The following is a 17,933-nucleotide window of genomic DNA, read 5'->3' on the forward strand; positions in this document are numbered from 1 at the left end:
GCAAGGGTGGGTTCACGTGCGACAATCGCGCATAGTTGAACCCATTCATGCGGAAAAAACTCATGCTGGAGCTTGACCATTTCGACTTGGCGCTGCTCGAGGTACTGCAGCGCTTCGGCCGTGCCACGCATCAGCAGCTAGGCGAGCGTGTGCCGCTTTCTCCGTCGCAGATCGGGCGGCGGCTGCAGCGGCTCGAATCGCTGGGCGTCATCGACGGCTATCGCGTCGTGCTGCGGCCCGAAAAGCTGGGGCTTGGCGTGACGGCATTTACGAGCCTCAAACTCAAACATCACGGCGATTCGATCGTCGAACAGTTCCAGCAGCAAATCGACTTGCTGCCCGAAGTGCTCGAATGCCACGCGGTGGTGGGCGACGCCGATTATTTGCTGCGCATCGTCGCCCCCGATTTGAACGCGCTGTCGTCCTTCGTCATGAAAAAGCTCATGCGCGTGCCGGGCGTCGATAGCGTGCGCTCGAACATCGTGCTCGCGACGTTCAAGCGCAATGGGCCGCTGCCGCTCGATCACCTATCGCCCGGCGCTGCGCCCGCATGAGCGTTCTTGCGAGAGCGACCGGGCTTGCGATGCGTGTATCGCCTCAGGCGGCGATGCTTTCGTTGAGCAGATCGACGTAGGCCACGGCCACGAGGTCGGCTTGCGAAACGCCGAGCTTCGCGAACACGGCGTGCGCCTCGGCCGTTCCGCCTTCTTCGTCGTCATCGGGTTCGAGGACGACTTCGAGTTCGACGAAATCGCCCAGGCCGTCGACGCGGTCGAGGTGAATGCGCGTGCGGCCCGCCAGATAGACGTGACGCTCCTTCGTGACGATGCCGCGCGTCGTGAGCGCCGTCGCGAGCAGCGCGTGCATGGCGTCGGGATTCGTGACCGGACTGCGCGTGTAATACGACGCCTTTGGTCCTTCGCGATCGTCTCGCTGATAGAAGATCAGCTCCGAGGGCGTGCCGTCGTCGAACTGGCGCAGCTTCAGACGGCCGCGCGGCACGTCGTAGAAGAAATCTTGCTGACGAAAGATGAGGGGAGCGTCGTCCGCGAGCGCGGCCGCGCGTTCGCGCAGCGCGTCGAATGCGTGCGCGCGCGCTTTGAGTTCGATGTTGCGTGCCATGTCGAGCTCCTGTCGAAACGTGTGGATACGTGAGGTGAGACGGGGGCGGGCGGCCGGCCGGATGAAGCGATGAACGCACCGGACAGACACGTCGATGGGTTGCATCGGCTGTGTGCCGCCAAGGACAACGGGAAGCGCGAAACGAGGAAAAGAACGCGCCGCGGGCAAGCCGGGCGCGAGTCGCTAATCTAACAAAAAGCGCCGGCCCATGGGTGCTAAACCAGCCTGTTCACAGGGCCCATTGCGCTTCGATGAGCTTGAACGCGGCGGCGATCGCCGGCTCGTCCATGCGCGCCGCCAAGGCGACGAACGTCAATTGGGTCGGCACCGTCACGCCTTCGACGATCGTCAGCGCATGTGTGTGCGCTTCGGCGATCGCGATGGCGTCGCGAGCCAGCGAGAGGCCGACCCCCGACTTGACGAGATCGAGCATCGACGTTTCCTGATCGACCTCGGCCACTTTCACCGGATCGGCGCCGGCTTGCGCGAACAGACGCGAGAGCAGCCGGTGATGCGCGGAGGCGGGCGGCGTCCAAATCCACGGCAGCGAGGCAAGCGAGCGCCAGTCGGGCGCGCGGCCGATGCGCTCCTTCCAGCCGGCGGGCGCGAGCACGCGGTATTGGAAACGCGTCAGCGTCGCCGCGTGAAACAGTCCCTCCGGCATGGCCTCGTCGATCGGCTGCCCAATGTAGTAGCCGACGTCGAGCTCTCTCGTGCGCACCTGCTCGGCCACCCATCCCGACATCCCGTGCCGCAGCGCCGTTTCTATCTGAGGATAGGTTTCGACGAGCTGTTTGAGAAACCCGCCGAGGCGCAGAAACTGAGGATCGAGAATCGTGCCGATGCGCAACCGGCCGCGCACCTCCTGACGCAGCGCCGCGGCGGCGCGTTCCACATCGCCCGCCGCGGCGAGCGCGCGTTCGGCATGCGGCAACAGCGCTTGGCCGTCGCGCGTAAGCGCGAGCCCGTGCGACGTACGGGTGAACAGCGTCACGCCGAGCGCTTCCTGCAGATTCTTGATCTGCAGGCTTACCGCCGGCTGAGTCAAATGAAGCTGCGCGGCGGCGCGCGTCAGATTGCCCAGGCGCGCGACCGTGGCGAAAGCGCGAAGCAGAGTCAGGTCCATGGAGGCGATATTAGCGCGGCTTATATCGCTGTTGAGCAGAACTCATTGGATTTCGCGCGGCGTTGGCGGGTACGCTTCTTGACGAACGAGCCGCGGCGCGACGTGGCGTGGCAGGCGGTCGTTGCCCACGGCGAAATGAATGGTGACGACGGCTCATGACGGGGACACGAGAACGGTGCGCATGATGACTACCGAAACGATTTTCGAAGGCGAGTTCGATTATGTGATCGTCGGCGCCGGCACGGCCGGATGCGTACTCGCGAATCGGCTCAGCGAAGACCCCGACGTCAGCGTCCTTTTGATCGAGGCGGGCGGAAAGGACGACTATCACTGGATTCACGTGCCGGTAGGCTACCTGTATTGCATCGGCAATCCGCGCACCGATTGGCTTTATCGAACCGGCGAGGAAAAAGGCCTCAACGGTCGATCGCTCTCCTACCCGCGCGGCCGCGTGCTAGGCGGCAGCTCTTCGATCAACGGCATGATCTACATGCGCGGCCAGCGCGAGGACTACGACGAATGGGCGCGCGCAACGGGCGACGCGTCGTGGTCGTGGGATGCCGTTCTGCCCGTGTTCAAGCGCAGCGAGGATCACCATGGCGGCGCGAATCCTTGGCACGGCGTGGGCGGGCCATGGCGTGTCGAAAAACAGCGCCTCAAATGGCAGGTGCTCGAAGCGTTTCGCGAGGCGGCGCAGCAAGCCGGCATACCGGCCACCGACGATTTCAACCGGGGCGACAACAACGGCGTCGGCTACTTCGATGTCAATCAGAAGCGCGGCATTCGATGGAACGCTTCCAAGGCGTTTTTGCGTCCGGCGCTCGAGCGGCCGAATCTCACCGTCGTCACCGGCGCGCAGGTGCGCAAACTCACGTTCGATGGCAAGCGCTGCTCGGGCGTGGCCTATCGCGGCGGCGCCGGCGGTACGCGCGACTTCGTCGCGAAGGCGCGCCTGGAAGTCCTGCTCGCGGCCGGCGCCGTCAATTCGCCGCAATTGCTCGAACTGTCCGGCATCGGTAATGGGGCGCGATTGCAGCGGCTCGGGATCGAGGTCGTGCACGATCTGCGCGGCGTCGGCGAAAACCTGCAGGACCATCTGCAGTTGCGCATGGCCTACCGCGTACACGGCGTGCGCACGCTCAATACGATGTCGGCGCATTGGTGGGGCAAGATGCTCATCGCCATGCAATACGCGCTATGGCGCAGCGGGCCGATGTCGATGTCGCCGTCGCAGCTCGGCGCGTTTGCCAAATCCGCCGAGAACGACGCATCGATCACGCGCCCCGACATCGAGTATCACGTGCAGCCGCTGTCGCTCGATCGGTTCGGCGAGCCGTTGCATCGATTCAATGCGTTCACGGCGTCGGCATGTCATTTGCGGCCGACCTCGCGCGGCAGCGTCCACATCGAATCGCCGGACCCGCTCGCGCCGCCTATGATCGCGCCCAACTATCTCTCCACCGACTATGACCGTCATGTGGCGGCCAACGCCCTGCGGCTCACGCGTCGCATCGTGCAGGCGCCGGCGCTCGCGCGCTACGCGCCCGAGGAGATCCTGCCGGGACCGCAATATCAAACCGAGGAAGAGCTCGTGCGTGCGGCGGGCGAGGTCGGCACGACGATTTTTCATCCGGTGGGAACCTGTCGCATGGGCTCGGCCGACGACCCGCTCGCCGTCGTCGATTCGCGGCTTCGCGTGGTTGGGGTGGCGGGGCTGCGCGTCGTCGATGCGTCGGTGATGCCGACGATCACCTCGGGCAACACGAATTCGCCGACGTTGATGATCGCGGAGCGCGCGAGCGACATGATCCGCGCCGATCGCCGCGCGCAAGCGAGCGCTGTGCACAATCGGGGCGCAACGGCGACCGTCATCGTTGCGTAAGCTGAGGAAGGCAAGCGTGCTCGGATGCAAGCTACGCACGTTCGTTGCCGACACAATTAAGCACTAGTGCAAATCCCAATGATTGCGCTGCATCATTGGGGAGACAATGCGCGTTGCCGCATGGGGCGGGGCCGACCTCTCCGCATTGATGCACCATGCCAAAACGGCGAGCGTTCCCACAACCTGGGGCGCGTCGCCGAACGATGCAGCGCGCTCGACAAGCGCGTGCCACATGCAGTGATTCGCCTGACTTCGCATGGAAGGGGACATGATTCTCGGCGACACGATTCTAGAAACGCGCGGACTGACCAAAGAGTTCAAGGGCTTCACCGCCGTGAACGGGGTGAACCTGCGCGTGCGCCGCGGCTCGATCCATGCGTTGATCGGGCCCAACGGCGCGGGCAAGACGACCTGCTTCAATTTGCTCACGAAGTTTCTCGAGCCGAGCGCCGGGCAGATCGTCTTCAACAACGTCGACATCACGGGCGAGCGCCCCGCGCAAATCGCGCGGCGCGGCATCATTCGCTCGTTTCAGATCTCGGCTGTCTTTCCTCATTTGACCGTCTTGCAGAACGTGCGCATCGGATTGCAGCGCGCACTGGGCACGGCCTATCACTTCTGGCGCAGCGAGCGTACGTTGCATCGCCTAGACGATCGCGCGCGCGAGCTGCTCGCGCAGGTGGGCTTGACCGATTTCGCCGATACGCCCACGGTCGAGCTTTCGTATGGGCGCAAGCGCGCGCTCGAGATCGCGACGACGCTCGCAATGGAGCCCGAACTGATGTTGCTCGACGAGCCGACGCAGGGCATGGGCCACGAGGACGTCGACCGCGTCACGGCGCTGATCAAGAAGGTTTCGGCGGGCCGCACGATTCTGATGGTCGAGCACAACATGAACGTGATCGCGGGCATCTCCGACACGATTACCGTCTTGCAGCGCGGCGAGGTGTTGGCTGAAGGCAGCTATGCGGAAGTATCGAAGAATGCGCTCGTGATGCAGGCCTACATGGGTAGCGCGGATGCGGCGTTGACGGGAGCGCATTGATGAACCATACGGAGCGGGAAAGCATCGAGGTGAGCGGCGCCGCGCAAGCGCTTGCCGACGCGCCTGCCGCATTGACGATCGCCGGTCTGCAGGCCTGGTACGGCGAGTCGCACATCTTGCACGGCGTCGATCTCGATGTGCGCCAAGGCGAAGTGGTGACCTTGCTCGGCCGCAACGGTGCGGGGCGCACGACCACGCTGCGCGCGATCATGGGGCTCACGGGCCGGCGCAGCGGGTCGATTCGCATCGGCGAACGCGAAACGATCGGTTTGTCGACCCACAAGATCGCGCACTGCGGCGTGGGCTACTGCCCCGAGGAGCGCGCGATCTTCTCGAGTTTGTCGTGCGAGGAGAATTTGCTGCTGCCGCCGATGGTGGGCGCGAGCAGCAACGCCATGTCGCTCGATGAAATCTACGAGATGTTTCCGAACCTCAAAGAGCGGCGCATGAGCCAGGGCACGCGGCTCTCGGGCGGCGAGCAGCAGATGCTGGCCGTGGCGCGCATTTTGCGCACGGGGGCGAACCTGCTGCTGCTCGACGAGATCTCCGAGGGCCTCGCGCCCGTCATCGTGCAAGCGCTCGCACGCATGATCCTCGAACTCAAATCGCGCGGGTACACGATCGTCATGGTCGAACAAAACTTCCGCTTCGCGGCGCCGCTGGCCGATCGCTTCTACGTCATGGAGCATGGCCGCATCGTCGAACACTTCGTCGCGAGCGAACTCGAAAGCAAGATGCCGGTGCTGCACGACCTGCTTGGCGTATAAAGCCCGGCGCGTTGGCTTGGCGGCGATCATCGGCGCGCCGCATGCTTCACAAATAGTTGCACGCACAACCAATAAGCGAAGAAGGAGATACCAATGAGGACCAAGTTGCTCGCAGGCGCCGTTCGTACTCTCGCAATCAGCGCCACCGCGCTGGCCGCCGCACTCGCGGCGCAGCAGGCCGCGGCGGCCGAAACCCAAGTCACGATCGGTTTCATCACCGATCTCTCGGGTCTGTATGCCGATATCGACGGCAAGGGCGGCGCGACCGCCATTCAGATGGCCATCGACGATTTCGGCGGCAAGGTCAACGGCCTGCCGATCAAGCTGCTGACGCAGGATCACCAGAACAAGGCTGACATCGCCGCGTCGACGGCCCGCAAATGGATCGACACCGAAAAGCTCGACATGCTGATCGGCGGCACGAACTCGGCGACGGGTTTGGCGATGAACGACGTGGTCAAGGAGAAGAAGGTTCCCTATATCTCGATCGGCGCGGGCACCGACGCGCTGACGAACAAGGCCTGCACACCCTACACGATCCACTATGCGTACGACACGACGGCGCTGGCCAAAGGCACCGGCTCGGCGATCGTGAAGCAGGGCTTGAAGACGTGGTACTTCCTGACGGCCGATTATGCGTTCGGCAAGTCGCTGGACGCCAATACGACGAAGGTGGTCGAGGAAAACGGCGGCAAGGTGCTCGGGCGCGCGCTGCATCCGTTGTCGGCGTCGGACTTCTCGTCGTTCCTGCTGCAGGCGCAAGCGTCGAAGGCGCAAGTGCTCGGCCTCGCCAACGCGGGCGGCGACACGGTGAATTCGCTGAAGGCGGCCAAGGAATTCGGCATCACCAAATCGATGAAGATCGCAGCGCTCTTGATGTTCATCGACGACGTGCATAGCGTGGGCCTGCAGACGGCGCAAGGCCTGTTGCTGACGGACAGCTGGTACTGGGACCAAAACGCGAAGTCGCGCGCATGGGCGGAGAAGTACTTCAAGAAGACCGGCAAGATGCCCTCGAGCCTGCAAGCGGCGGACTACTCCGCGACGATGGACTACCTGAACGCCGTGAAGGCCGTGGGTTCGACCGATCCCGACAAGGTGATGGCCCAGCTGCACAAGCAGCCGATCGACGATTTCTACGCGAAGGGCCACGTGCGCGAGGACGGCAGCATGATCCACGACATGTACCTGTATCAAGTGAAGACGCCGGCCGAATCGAAGAAGCCGTGGGACTACTACACGCTGAAGGCGACGATTCCGGGCGATCAGGCGTTCACGGATAAGAAGGACACGCAGTGCGATCTGTGGAAGTAAAACGCTCGGGCGGTACGCGGTAACGACGCGCGCGGCCCGATCGCGCGCGTTTTTCTTCTTTCGACGGCAGGTTCAATGGAAATCTTCGGCATTCCGTTGCAGGCCATGCTGAGCCAGCTCTTGCTCGGGCTCGTCAACGGGTCGTTCTACGCGATCCTGAGCCTCGGGCTGGCCGTGATCTTCGGCATGCTCAACGTGATCAACTTCGCGCACGGAGCGTTGTTCATGCTCGGCGCGATGCTCGCCTGGATGGGCTTCTCTTATTTCGGCGTGCCGTACTGGGCGATGCTCATTCTGGCGCCGCTCATCGTGGGTCTATTTGGCGTGGTGATCGAACGTTCGATGCTGCGCTGGCTCTATCGGCTCGATCACCTTTACGGGCTGCTGCTCACGTTCGGGCTCACGCTCGTCGTGGAGGGCGTGTTCCGGTCCATCTACGGTTCGTCGGGCCAGCCGTACGACGTGCCCGATCTGCTGTCGGGTGCGACCAACCTCGGCTTCATGTATCTGCCGAATTATCGCGCCTGGGTCGTCGTGGCGTCGCTCGTGGTCTGCTTCGCCACGTGGTTCGTGATCGAGAAGACGCGGCTCGGCGCATACCTGCGCGCAGGCACGGAAAATCCGAAGATCGTCGAGGCGTTCGGCGTGAACGTGCCGCTCATGATCACGCTGACCTACGGTTTCGGCGTGGCGCTCGCCGCGTTCGCCGGGGTGCTCGCCGCGCCGGTCATCCAGGTTTCGCCGTTGATGGGCCAGCCGATGATCATCACGGTGTTCGCCGTCGTCGTGATCGGCGGGATGGGGTCGATCATGGGCTCGATCCTGACCGGCTTGATGCTCGGCGTCGTGGAAGGCTTCACGCGCGTGTTCTATCCGCAGGCTTCGGCCACGGTCGTTTTCATCATCATGGCGCTCGTTCTGCTCGTGCGCCCCGCGGGTCTCTTCGGCAAGGAGCGGTGATGCAAAGAAAAGCGCTTTACGCCCTCTTGCTCGTTGCGCTGCTCGTCGCGCCGTGGGCGGGCGCCTATCCGCTATTCGTCATGAAGGTGCTGTGCTTCGCCTTGTTCGCGGCGGCCTTCAATCTGCTGATCGGCTACACCGGGCTGCTCTCGTTCGGTCATGCAATGTTCCTCGCCTCCGCGGGGTACATGACGGGTTATACGATCCAAACGCTGGGACTTACTCCGGAACTCGGGGTGCTCGCCGGCACCGCCGCCGCCACGCTGCTCGGGCTCGTCGTGGGCTTGTTCGCGATCCGTCGCCAAGGCATCTACTTCGCGATGGTCACGCTGGCGCTCGCGCAGCTCGTCTACTTCATCTTTCTGCAGGCGCCGTTCACAGGCGGGGAAGACGGGCTGCAAGGCGTGCAGCGCGGCAAGCTGTTCGGCTTGCTGAGTCTTTCGTCCGACATGACGCTCTATTACGTGATCCTCGTCGCCGTTGCATTGGCGTTCGTATTCATCGTACGGATCGTCCATTCGCCGTTCGGGCAGGTGCTGACGGCGATTCGCGAGAACGAGCCGCGTGCCGTTTCGCTCGGCTACGACACCGATCGCTTCAAGCTGCTGGCATTCGTGCTGTCCGCGGGCATCGCGGGCTTCGCCGGCGCGCTCAAAGTGCTCGTGCTCGGCTTCGAGACGCTCGGCGATGCGTACTGGACGATGTCGGGCCTCGTGATCCTCATGACGCTCGTGGGCGGCATGGGGACGCTGTTCGGGCCGTTGCTGGGCGCGGCGCTCGTCGTCACGCTGGAGGATCGGCTAGGCGATATCGGCGGCGCGCTCGCTGCGTTGACGCATGTCGATTGGTTCAATTCGCTCGGCGATTCGACGACGATCGTCATCGGCCTCGTCTTCATCGCTTGCGTCTTGACGTTCCGCCGCGGGATCGTGGGCGAAATCGTCGCACGTGTGCGGCCGCTGCGCGGGTGAATAGGGCGCACGGATCGGTTTCGCGCTGCGCCGCGCCATACGCGCGGCGTGAGCGCCTCGCGCGTGCCTGGTGCACGCGCACGCCCGACGCAAGCCCGGTGCGCGGCGGTGCGGGAGCCTGCGCGGTCCTGGCGTGGCCTGAAACGATGCACCCTTGCTCGAATTGCGTGCTGCTATGCACCACTAGGGAAAGTGCTAGGTTGTCGCAGAAGACGGGGTTGTTTAATCTTCGTCTCAGTTCTGAAGCACCCGAATTTACAGGTGGAGAACGAGGAGACAATCGAGGCACTCAGTGCCCGTACGGAAGCGCTGTTGGATGGTATCCAACAGCGCTTTTCATTTGCGCGTTTCGTTTACGGCCGGCTCTGTTCAAGCGGATCGGGTCAGGTGGATTCGAGCATTCGGACCATTGCATTTCGCATCAAATCAATTCGCGGCGCACCCGCCGCTTCGATGCAACGCCCTCGCGCGTTCCTGTCGGTTTTTCGCCCGTTTCCCCCTTTCCGCCTTTTGTTTTTATTTTTTCTTCGTCCTCGGGCGCAGATGCATGCGCATGGGTATCGCACGAATCGACGCCATTTTCCGTTTTCGAAAATAATCGCATTCAGCCGGTGCATGCATCGGCAATGACAACGCGTTTTCTCGCGTAAAAGCCTCTGGAGATCAGCAATGACGATGAAGCAATGGGTACGTAGCAGCGTGGCGCTGGCCATGATGTGCGGAGCAGGCGCTGCTTTCGCGCAAGTGAAGGTGGGCGTCGTCCTCTCGACGACGGGCCCGGCCGCGTCGCTCGGCATTCCCGAGAAAAATACCGTGGCGCTGCTGCCCAAGGAGATCGGCGGCAAGAGCGTGCAATACATCGTGCTCGACGATGGCTCGGATACGGGCAAGGCGGTGCAGGACGTGCACAAGCTGATCGACGAAGACCATGTCGACGTGATCATGGGCTCCACGGTCACGCCGAACTCGCTTGCGATGCTCGACCCGGTGTCCGCGGGCAAGACGCCGATGATTTCGCTGGCCGCTTCCGCGAAGATCGTCGAGCCGATGGACGACAAGCGCAAGTGGGCGTTCAAGACGCCGCAGAACGACAGCTTGATGGCCAACGCGATCGCAGACTACATGTCCAAGCACGGTGTGAAGACGGTCGGCTTCATCGGCTTCGCGGACGCATACGGCGAGAGCTGGAGCGCCGAATTCGGCAAGGCCGCGGCCGGCGATCATCTGAAGGTGGTCGCGAGCGAGAAGTACAACCGCGCGGACGCGTCGGTGACGGGGCAGGTGCTCAAGCTCATGAGCGCCAATCCGGATGCGGTGTTGATCGCGGGCTCGGGAACGCCGGCCGCGCTGCCGGCCAAGGAACTCAAGGAACGCGGCTATAAGGGCAAGATCTATCAGACGCACGGTGTCGCCAACAACGATTTCCTGCGCGTCTGCGGCAAGGATTGCGAAGGCGAGATCCTCCCGGCCGGTCCGATCCTCGTGGCCGATCAGCTGCCGGACAGCAACCCGGTGAAGCAATCGTCGCTGGCGTACAAGAACGCGTACGAAAAAGCCTACGGCGCGGGCAGCGTCGCGACGTTCGGCGGCCACGCGTGGGACGCGGGCCAGATGCTGCAGCGTACGATCCCCGAGGCGCTGAAGAAGGGCCAGCCGGGCACCGAGGCGTTCCGCGCCGCATTGCGCGAGGCGCTGGAAAACATCAAGGAACTGCCGATTTCGCACGGGATCATGAATACGTCGCCGGCTAACCACAACGGGCTCGATCAACGCGCCCGCGTGATGGTGCAGATCACCGACGGCAAGTGGAAACTGCTCGGCGAATAACGCCGGCAGTCTCGGCACAGCCCGCGCTGTTCGTCTGTTCGCGTGTGGGGCATCGGCCGCCAGCCCTAAAGGGGCTTGCGGCCGCTTGTCCCGCTTTCGCCGATTCGTAAAGTCGTAGTAGTACGGGGTCCAAGAAAAGCATGGATTTATCGATTGCGGCGATCCTCGCGCAAGACGGCGTCACCACCGGGGCGATTTATGCGCTACTCGCGCTCGCGCTCGTGCTGGTCTTCTCCGTCACGCGCGTCATCTTCATCCCGCAAGGGGAGTTCGTTTCATACGGTGCGTTGACGCTTGCCATGCTGCAGGCGCAGAAGTTTCCGCCGACCGCCATCTTGCTGCCGGTGCTTGGCGCCGCATGCTTCGTCATCGAGATCTTCGGTCTCGTTCGGCATGCGGAGCGTCGCAGGCATGCGCCGCGCATGTTGAGCGCGCTCGCGAGCCGGTATGTGCTCGGACCGGTCGCCGTGTATGCGATCACTCAGCATTTCTACGGGCAGACGTTGCCGATGGCCGCGCAGATTGCGCTGACGCTGGCGATCGTCGTGCCCCTCGGGCCCTTGGTCTACCGGTTGGCCTACGAGCCGATTGCGGAGGCGACGACCCTGCTGCTGCTCATCGTCGCCGTGGCGGTGCATTTCGCCATGGTCGGCTTGGGGCTGCTGATGTTCGGCGCCGAGGGTTCGCGCACCACGCCGTTCTCCGACGGCTCGCTCACCTTGGGCGGGCTGTCGATTTCGGGGCAGAGCGTTTGGGTAGTCGCCACCGCGCTCGTGCTGATCGGAGTGCTCTACCTCTACTTCGATCGCTCGATCTCGGGCAAGGCGCTGCGGGCCACGTCGGTCAACCGGCTCGGCGCGCGGCTCGTCGGCATCGGCACGACGCAAGCGGGACGGCTCGCCTTCACGCTGGCCGCGGGGCTCGGCGCGCTGTGCGGCATTCTCGTCGCGCCGTTGACGACGATCTACTACGACTCCGGCTTTCTGATCGGTTTGAAGGGGTTCGTCGGCGCGATCATCGGCGGCCTCGTCAGCTATCCGCTTGCGGCGGCCGGGTCGATTTTGGTGGGCCTGCTGGAATCGTATTCGTCGTTCTGGGCGAGCGCGTACAAAGAGGTGATCGTCTTCACGCTCATCATTCCGGTGCTCTTGTGGCGCAGCTTGGCCGCCGGGCACGTCGAAGAAGAGGAGCAATGAACGATGAAGCATCGACTTTCAAGCTTCAAGCCGTTCTGGTGCTTCCTCGTGATCTTACTGGCGCTGCCCGTGCTGCCGCATCCGCTGCACGTGCCCGAGTACTGGATCACGCTGCTCAACTACATCGGCCTCTATTCGATCGTGGCGCTCGGGCTTGTCTTGTTGACGGGCGTCGGTGGGATGACGAGCTTCGGACAAGCGGCGTTCGTCGGGGTCGGCGCCTATGCGACCGCTTACTTGACGACGCAATTCGGGCTTTCGCCTTGGATCGCACTGTTCGTCGGCATCGCGCTGACGGCGCTGGTGGCGCTCGTGATCGGCGCCGTGACGATGCGCTTGTCCGGGCACTTCCTGCCGCTCGGCACGATCGCCTGGGGGCTCTCGCTCTATTACCTGTTCGGCAATCTCGAGGCGCTCGGCAAGTACGACGGCATCAACGGCATACCCGCGCTCAACGTGTTCGGTTTCTCGCTCGAATCGGGCCGCAGCATCTACTACCTGATTTGGGTGGTGGTGCTGCTTGCCGTGGTATCAATTCAGAATTTGCTTAATAGCCGGCCCGGGCGCGCGATCCGCGCGCTGCGCGGCGCGGGTGTCATGGCCGAAGCGATGGGCGTGCACACAGGGTGGATGCGGGTCGTCATCTTCGTCTATGCCGCCGTTCTTGCCGCGATCTCGGGATTCCTCTACGCGCATTTGCAGCGGGCCGTGAATCCCACGCCATTCGGCCTCAACCACGGCATCGAATATTTGTTCATGGCGGTCGTGGGCGGGGTGGCCCATGTTTGGGGTGCGATTCTGGGCGCGGCGATCCTCACCATCGTCCAAGATTATCTGCAGTCGTTGCTGCCGATGCTGCTCGGACAAAGCGGCAACTTCGAGGTCATCGTGTTCGGCGTGCTGATGGTTGCGCTGCTGCAGTACGCGCGGCAAGGCGTCTGGCCATCCGTTGCGCGTTGGTTTCCGCGGGGGCCGGGCGCCCGTGCGCCCGAGCGCGCGGAGCCGTTGCCTAGGCGGGCGAAGCCGTCGGCAGGGGACGATTTGCTGGTTGTCGATCGAGCGCGCAAGGAGTTCGGCGGTCTCGTGGCCGTCAACGATGTGAGCTTCGAGGTGAAGGCGGGGCAGATCGTGGGTTTGATCGGCCCGAATGGCGCCGGGAAATCGACCACGTTCAACCTCGTCACGGGGGTGCTTCAAGCGACGCGCGGCGAAATTCATTTTCGCGGCGAGCGTATCGACGCGCTCACTTCACGTGAAATCGTTCGACGAGGCATCGGTCGGACGTTCCAGCACGTCAAGCTCCTGCCGACGATGTCGGTGCTGGAGAACGTCGCGATAGGCGCCCATCTGCGGGGCTCGAGCGGTGTCTGGCGCAGTGTCGCGCGGCTCAATGCGGCCGAAGAGGCGCGGTTGATGTTCGACGCGGCCGAGCAGATCCGACGTGTCGGGCTCGAAGCGCATATGTACGACGAAGCGGGCAGTCTCGCATTGGGGCAGCAGCGCATCTTGGAAATCGCCCGGGCGCTGTGCTGCGATCCGACGTTGCTGCTGCTAGACGAGCCGGCGGCCGGTTTGCGCTATCGTGAAAAGCAGCAACTGGCGGAGTTGTTGCGGAAGCTGAAGGCGGAGGGCATGAGTGTGTTGCTCGTCGAACACGACATGGACTTCGTGATGAACCTCGCCGACCGACTCGTGGTCATGGAGTTCGGCACGCGCATCGCGCATGGTCTGCCCGAGGAAGTGCAGAACGATCCGGCTGTGGTCGAGGCTTACCTCGGCGGAGTGGACTGAATATGAACGAAACTACGGCTGCGCCGATCCTGTCTGTCGCGGGGCTTTCGGTCCGGTATGGGAAGGTGGAGGCGCTCCACGAGGTGTCGATCGAGGTCCGGCCCGGGCAGATCGTTAGCGTGATCGGGCCGAACGGCGCGGGCAAATCCACGCTCCTCGGGGCCGTCATGGGCGCACTGCCATCGAGCGGCCACGCCAAGGGGGGTGTCCGCTATCACGGCGAAGATGTCGGCGCGCTGCCGGTCGAAAAGCGCGTCGAGCGCGGCATGTGCCTCGTCCCCGAAAAGCGGGAGCTGTTCTCGACGATGTCGGTCGAGGACAACCTCGTGCTGGGAGCCTATCGCCGCAAACGGGCGGGGGAGCGCGATTTTCTCGACCAACTCGAACCCGTGTTCGAGCGATTTCCTCGGCTCAAAGAGCGGCGCAGGCAGGCCGCCGGCACGTTGTCGGGCGGCGAACGGCAAATGCTCGCACTCGGTCGGGCGCTGATGGGCAAGCCGGATTTGCTGATGCTCGACGAGCCGAGCCTTGGGCTTGCGCCGCTGATCGTCAAGGAGATCTTCCATATCATCAGCGCACTGCGCAACACCGGCGTGGCGACGCTCTTGATCGAGCAAAACGCACGGGCGGCGCTGCAAATCTCCGACTACGGCTACGTTCTGGAAACGGGCGAACTCGCGCTGGAAGGGCCGGCTCAATCGCTCGCGCAGAACCCGCGTGTCATCGAGACGTACCTAGGGCTCGCGAAGAAGACGGCATAAGCTCGTCGATCGACGAGGCGGTTCACGTTCCTTGGCGGCGAATGTTCCACGTGAAACAGTACTTAGCCGTTTAGCGAGTCCGCCTCGGTCGCGATCCCCGCTATAATTCCGCCCATACATTCTCCCGACAGGCCCACGCCCTTCGTAGCGCGTGGGATCGCCATGCTTTATCCCACAGAATTTGACGTTATTGTCGTCGGCGGTGGTCACGCCGGCACGGAAGCCGCTTTGGCATCGGCCCGCATGGGCGCCAAGACGCTTCTGCTCACCCACAACATCGAAACGCTCGGCCAGATGAGCTGCAATCCGTCGATTGGCGGTATCGGCAAGGGGCACTTGGTCAAAGAGGTCGACGCGCTGGGCGGCGCGATGGCGGCCGCGACCGATGAGGGCGGGATCCAGTTCCGGATCCTCAATTCTTCAAAAGGGCCGGCCGTTCGGGCGACGCGCGCCCAGGCGGACCGCATTCTCTACAAAGCGGCGATCCGGCATCGGCTAGAGAACCAACCGAACCTGAGCCTCTTCCAGCAAGCGGTCGAGGATCTGATCGTCGAAGGCGATCGTGTTGTCGGGGCGGTAACGCAGGTTGGCGTTCAGTTCCGCGCGCGGGCTGTGGTCCTGACGGCAGGCACGTTCCTCGACGGGAAGATCCATGTCGGACTCAACAACTACACGGGCGGACGTGCCGGTGACCCGGCCGCCGTGTCGTTGTCGGGCCGATTGAAGGAGTTGAAGCTGCCGCAGGGCAGGCTAAAGACCGGTACGCCGCCGCGCATCGACGGTCGGTCGATCGATTTTTCGAAGCTCGAAGAGCAGCCTGGCGACCTCGACCCGATACCCGTCTTCTCTTTCCTCGGCAGGGTCGAGCAGCATCCGCGGCAAGTGCCGTGCTGGGTCACGCACACAAACGAGCGGACGCACGACATCATCCGCGGCGGGCTCGATCGTTCGCCGATGTACACGGGTGTGATCGAAGGCGTGGGGCCGCGGTATTGCCCGTCCATCGAGGACAAGATTCACCGTTTCGCATCGAAGACGTCACACCAGATCTTCCTGGAGCCGGAAGGGCTGACCACGAACGAGATCTATCCGAACGGTATCTCGACGAGCCTCCCGTTCGACGTTCAGCTCGATCTCGTCCATTCGATGCAAGGCCTCGAGAACGCGCACATCTTGCGGCCCGGGTATGCAATCGAATACGACTACTTCGATCCGCGCGGGTTGAAAGCCTCGCTCGAGACGAAAGTTATCCGCGGGTTGTTTTTCGCCGGACAAATCAACGGCACCACGGGCTACGAAGAGGCCGCCGCGCAAGGCCTGCTGGCGGGTATCAACGCGGGGCGCTATGTGCAGGAGAAGGATGCATGGTGTCCTCGCCGAGATCAGGCATACCTCGGTGTGCTGGTCGATGATCTGGTCACGCGAGGGGTGTCCGAGCCGTATCGAATGTTCACGAGCCGTGCCGAATATCGTCTGAGCCTGCGCGAAGATAACGCCGACATGCGGTTGACGGAAATCGGCCGCGAGCTGGGTGTGGTGGATGACGCACGTTGGGATGCGTTCTGCCGCAAGCGCGATGCTGTTTCACGTGAAACAGAACGGCTGCGGACGACCTGGGTGAACCCCAAGACGCTCTCCGCGGAGGAAGCGACAGCATTGCTCGGCAAGCCGATCGATCACGAATACAACCTGGCGGATCTGCTGCGCCGTCCGGGCATCACGTATGACGGAATCTGCGGCTTGCGCGAGGGCGCGTGTGGACCCGAAGCGCCGCTCGCCGACGATCCCGTGTTGCTCGACCAGATCAAAGAGCAGATCGAAATCGGTGTGAAGTATCAGGGCTATATCGAGCGCCAGGCCGACGAAATCGAGCGCAACGAGGCAAACGAAAGTACGCGATTGCCGGAGGGCATCGATTACGCGTCGGTGCGTGGGTTGTCGTTCGAGGCGAGGCAGAAGCTCAATCAATTCCGTCCTGAGACGATCGGCCAGGCGTCGCGCATTTCGGGCATTACGCCCGCGACCATTTCGCTGCTGATGGTCCACTTGAAGAAGGGCCTCGGCCGTCGTGCGTCATCGGATGCCGCGCAAACGAGCGCGGTCGATGGCAAGGGAGCCGGCCCGGCTCCAGCGGCTCAATGACGTCGCCACGCGCCAAAGGGGCGCTGTCGAACGATCGAGCGGCTTGGCTCGACCTGCTGCGTAGCGGCGCTGCTGAACTCGGTGTGCCGTTATCGGATGCGCAGTTCGAGCGCCTTGCCGATTACGTGGCATTGCTCGTGAAATGGAACGCCGTCTACAACTTGACGGCTATTCGAGACCCACGCCAGATGCTGATCCAGCACGTGCTCGATTCACTGTCGATCGTGCCTCATCTTGCTGCGTGCGAAGGGGACTCGATCCTCGATGTCGGATCGGGCGGAGGCCTGCCCGGCATCGTGCTGGCCATCGCATTGCCCGAACGAAGCGTCACGCTGAACGACATCGTGCAAAAAAAGACGGCATTTCAGGCGCAGGTCAAGGCCGAGCTCAAGCTCGACAATTTATCGGTCGTGACGGGGCGCGTAGAAAATCTTCGCCCGGGTGTCGACGTACCGGGAAAATTCGACGCAATTGTTTCGCGCGCATTCGCAGAGCTCGCCGATTTCGTTACACTTGCGCGGCATTTGGTGAGCGAGCGCGGGGCGATCTGGGCGATGAAGGGCGTACGGCCCGATGCTGAAGTGGAGCGCTTGCCGGCGGGGGCGCGCGTCGCGCGGATCATTCGGCTCGACGTCCCGCTGCTCGAAGCCGAGCGGCATTTGGTCGAGGTCGTGCTCGACGAACCGGCAGGCGCATAGCGCAAGCGGCATTCAACGCGGTAACGAGGATCTTCAAACGATGGCAAAAATCTTCTGCGTAGCGAATCAGAAGGGCGGTGTCGGCAAGACGACGACGACGGTCAATCTCGCCGCGAGTCTCGCTTCGCAGGGGCAGCGCGTGCTGCTGATCGATCTCGATCCGCAGGGCAACGCGACGATGGGCAGCGGCATCAATAAGGCCGAGTGCGAGAACACCGTCTATGAAGTGCTCGTGGACGGCGTATCGGTGGCCGACGCCCGCATCAAGTCCGAAGCCGTGAAGTACGACGTGCTCCCGGCCAACCGTGAACTAGCCGGCGCCGAAATCGAA

Annotated in this window: 17 protein-coding genes; 14 read left to right on the forward strand and 3 right to left on the reverse strand. The window is 63.2% G+C overall.

Annotated features, from left to right (window positions below; genetic code table 11):
* Window positions 1–62: 62 nt before the first annotated feature.
* The gene (locus ACTHNR_RS07860) at window positions 63–554 is read left to right on the forward strand and encodes an Lrp/AsnC family transcriptional regulator (protein WP_440547011.1); all 492 of its coding nucleotides are present in this window, start codon (window positions 63–65) and stop codon (window positions 552–554) included.
* Between the two features lie 43 nt (window positions 555–597).
* Here ACTHNR_RS07860 and ACTHNR_RS07865 read toward each other — a convergent pair whose 3' ends face one another.
* Entirely contained in the window at window positions 598–1,122 is a 525-nt protein-coding gene (locus ACTHNR_RS07865; RefSeq protein ID WP_440547012.1) for a class IV adenylate cyclase, read from the reverse strand.
* Window positions 1,123–1,351: 229 nt separating this feature from the next.
* Window positions 1,352–2,248, reverse strand: a complete 897-nt coding sequence (locus tag ACTHNR_RS07870; protein WP_440547013.1) for a LysR family transcriptional regulator — start codon at window positions 2,246–2,248, stop codon at window positions 1,352–1,354.
* Between the two features lie 184 nt (window positions 2,249–2,432).
* On the opposite strand from ACTHNR_RS07870, the gene ACTHNR_RS07875 reads away from it, so the two are divergent.
* The 6 genes from ACTHNR_RS07875 (at window position 2,433) to ACTHNR_RS07900 (ending at window position 9,187) form a co-directional block, all read left to right on the forward strand.
* On the forward strand, window positions 2,433–4,130 hold the full coding sequence (locus ACTHNR_RS07875) for a GMC family oxidoreductase (RefSeq protein WP_440547027.1): 1,698 nt from the start codon (window positions 2,433–2,435) through the stop codon (window positions 4,128–4,130).
* Between the two features lie 268 nt (window positions 4,131–4,398).
* Window positions 4,399–5,175 (forward strand): ABC transporter ATP-binding protein, encoded by a 777-nt coding sequence (locus tag ACTHNR_RS07880; protein WP_440547014.1) that lies wholly within the window; start codon window positions 4,399–4,401, stop codon window positions 5,173–5,175.
* Window positions 5,175–5,942 (forward strand): ABC transporter ATP-binding protein, encoded by a 768-nt coding sequence (locus tag ACTHNR_RS07885; RefSeq protein ID WP_440547015.1) that lies wholly within the window; start codon window positions 5,175–5,177, stop codon window positions 5,940–5,942. Before ACTHNR_RS07880 ends, ACTHNR_RS07885 begins: the two co-directional genes overlap by 1 nt.
* Before the next feature lie 93 nt (window positions 5,943–6,035).
* A complete protein-coding gene (locus tag ACTHNR_RS07890; RefSeq protein ID WP_440547016.1) occupies window positions 6,036–7,256 on the forward strand; it encodes an ABC transporter substrate-binding protein in 1,221 nt (406 codons plus the stop codon).
* A 75-nt stretch (window positions 7,257–7,331) separates the two neighbouring features.
* Window positions 7,332–8,216 (forward strand): branched-chain amino acid ABC transporter permease, encoded by an 885-nt coding sequence (locus ACTHNR_RS07895; protein ID WP_440547017.1) that lies wholly within the window; start codon window positions 7,332–7,334, stop codon window positions 8,214–8,216.
* The gene (locus ACTHNR_RS07900; protein WP_440547018.1) at window positions 8,216–9,187 is read left to right on the forward strand and encodes a branched-chain amino acid ABC transporter permease; all 972 of its coding nucleotides are present in this window, start codon (window positions 8,216–8,218) and stop codon (window positions 9,185–9,187) included. The genes ACTHNR_RS07895 and ACTHNR_RS07900 overlap by 1 nt, the downstream gene beginning before the upstream one ends.
* Before the next feature lie 421 nt (window positions 9,188–9,608).
* Here the strand turns inward: ACTHNR_RS07900 and ACTHNR_RS07905 are convergent, their stop codons facing one another.
* The gene (locus ACTHNR_RS07905) at window positions 9,609–9,791 is read right to left on the reverse strand and encodes a hypothetical protein (RefSeq protein ID WP_440547019.1); all 183 of its coding nucleotides are present in this window, start codon (window positions 9,789–9,791) and stop codon (window positions 9,609–9,611) included.
* Window positions 9,792–9,856: 65 nt separating this feature from the next.
* Here ACTHNR_RS07905 and ACTHNR_RS07910 point away from each other — a divergent pair, with 65 nt between their 5' ends.
* The 7 genes from ACTHNR_RS07910 to ACTHNR_RS07940 all read left to right on the forward strand — a co-directional run.
* Window positions 9,857–11,014, forward strand: a complete 1,158-nt coding sequence (locus ACTHNR_RS07910) for an ABC transporter substrate-binding protein (RefSeq protein WP_440547020.1) — start codon at window positions 9,857–9,859, stop codon at window positions 11,012–11,014.
* A 140-nt stretch (window positions 11,015–11,154) separates the two neighbouring features.
* On the forward strand, window positions 11,155–12,210 hold the full coding sequence (locus tag ACTHNR_RS07915; RefSeq protein ID WP_440547021.1) for a branched-chain amino acid ABC transporter permease: 1,056 nt from the start codon (window positions 11,155–11,157) through the stop codon (window positions 12,208–12,210).
* Window positions 12,211–12,213: 3 nt separating this feature from the next.
* Window positions 12,214–14,001 (forward strand): branched-chain amino acid ABC transporter ATP-binding protein/permease, encoded by a 1,788-nt coding sequence (locus ACTHNR_RS07920; RefSeq protein ID WP_440547022.1) that lies wholly within the window; start codon window positions 12,214–12,216, stop codon window positions 13,999–14,001.
* Window positions 14,002–14,003: 2 nt separating this feature from the next.
* Window positions 14,004–14,762, forward strand: coding sequence for an ABC transporter ATP-binding protein (locus tag ACTHNR_RS07925; RefSeq protein WP_440547023.1), 759 nt, complete (start codon window positions 14,004–14,006; stop codon window positions 14,760–14,762).
* A gap of 162 nt (window positions 14,763–14,924) precedes the next feature.
* Window positions 14,925–16,904: a tRNA uridine-5-carboxymethylaminomethyl(34) synthesis enzyme MnmG gene (mnmG, locus tag ACTHNR_RS07930; RefSeq protein WP_440547024.1), complete on the forward strand. Its 1,980-nt coding sequence runs from the start codon at window positions 14,925–14,927 to the stop codon at window positions 16,902–16,904.
* Window positions 16,901–17,602 carry a 16S rRNA (guanine(527)-N(7))-methyltransferase RsmG gene (gene rsmG, locus ACTHNR_RS07935; RefSeq protein WP_440547025.1) on the forward strand — a complete coding sequence of 234 codons (702 nt, stop codon included), beginning with the start codon at window positions 16,901–16,903 and terminating at the stop codon, window positions 17,600–17,602. Before mnmG ends, rsmG begins: the two co-directional genes overlap by 4 nt.
* 40 nt (window positions 17,603–17,642) lie before the next feature.
* On the forward strand, window positions 17,643–17,933 hold a 291-nt coding region (locus tag ACTHNR_RS07940), incomplete at its 3' end, for a ParA family protein (protein ID WP_440547026.1).

The sequence above is a fragment of the Trinickia sp. genome (genome assembly GCF_051954495.1).
GTDB lineage: Bacteria > Pseudomonadota > Gammaproteobacteria > Burkholderiales > Burkholderiaceae > Trinickia.

Excerpts from the sequence above, each read along its gene's own strand:
- ACTHNR_RS07905 (WP_440547019.1), bottom strand. The coding sequence starts at position 9,791 with ATGCGATTATTTTCGAAAACGGAAAATGGCGTCGATTCGTGCGATACC.
- ACTHNR_RS07910 (WP_440547020.1), top strand. The coding sequence starts at position 9,857 with ATGACGATGAAGCAATGGGTACGTAGCAGCGTGGCGCTGGCCATGATG.
- ACTHNR_RS07915 (WP_440547021.1), top strand. The coding sequence starts at position 11,155 with ATGGATTTATCGATTGCGGCGATCCTCGCGCAAGACGGCGTCACCACC.
- ACTHNR_RS07880 (WP_440547014.1), top strand. The coding sequence starts at position 4,399 with ATGATTCTCGGCGACACGATTCTAGAAACGCGCGGACTGACCAAAGAG.
- rsmG (WP_440547025.1), top strand. The coding sequence starts at position 16,901 with ATGACGTCGCCACGCGCCAAAGGGGCGCTGTCGAACGATCGAGCGGCT.
- ACTHNR_RS07890 (WP_440547016.1), top strand. The coding sequence starts at position 6,036 with ATGAGGACCAAGTTGCTCGCAGGCGCCGTTCGTACTCTCGCAATCAGC.
- ACTHNR_RS07870 (WP_440547013.1), bottom strand. The coding sequence starts at position 2,248 with ATGGACCTGACTCTGCTTCGCGCTTTCGCCACGGTCGCGCGCCTGGGC.
- ACTHNR_RS07925 (WP_440547023.1), top strand. The coding sequence starts at position 14,004 with ATGAACGAAACTACGGCTGCGCCGATCCTGTCTGTCGCGGGGCTTTCG.
- ACTHNR_RS07860 (WP_440547011.1), top strand. The coding sequence starts at position 63 with ATGCTGGAGCTTGACCATTTCGACTTGGCGCTGCTCGAGGTACTGCAG.
- ACTHNR_RS07885 (WP_440547015.1), top strand. The coding sequence starts at position 5,175 with ATGAACCATACGGAGCGGGAAAGCATCGAGGTGAGCGGCGCCGCGCAA.
- ACTHNR_RS07895 (WP_440547017.1), top strand. The coding sequence starts at position 7,332 with ATGGAAATCTTCGGCATTCCGTTGCAGGCCATGCTGAGCCAGCTCTTG.
- ACTHNR_RS07865 (WP_440547012.1), bottom strand. The coding sequence starts at position 1,122 with ATGGCACGCAACATCGAACTCAAAGCGCGCGCGCACGCATTCGACGCG.
- mnmG (WP_440547024.1), top strand. The coding sequence starts at position 14,925 with ATGCTTTATCCCACAGAATTTGACGTTATTGTCGTCGGCGGTGGTCAC.
- ACTHNR_RS07875 (WP_440547027.1), top strand. The coding sequence starts at position 2,433 with ATGACTACCGAAACGATTTTCGAAGGCGAGTTCGATTATGTGATCGTC.
- ACTHNR_RS07900 (WP_440547018.1), top strand. The coding sequence starts at position 8,216 with ATGCAAAGAAAAGCGCTTTACGCCCTCTTGCTCGTTGCGCTGCTCGTC.
- ACTHNR_RS07920 (WP_440547022.1), top strand. The coding sequence starts at position 12,214 with ATGAAGCATCGACTTTCAAGCTTCAAGCCGTTCTGGTGCTTCCTCGTG.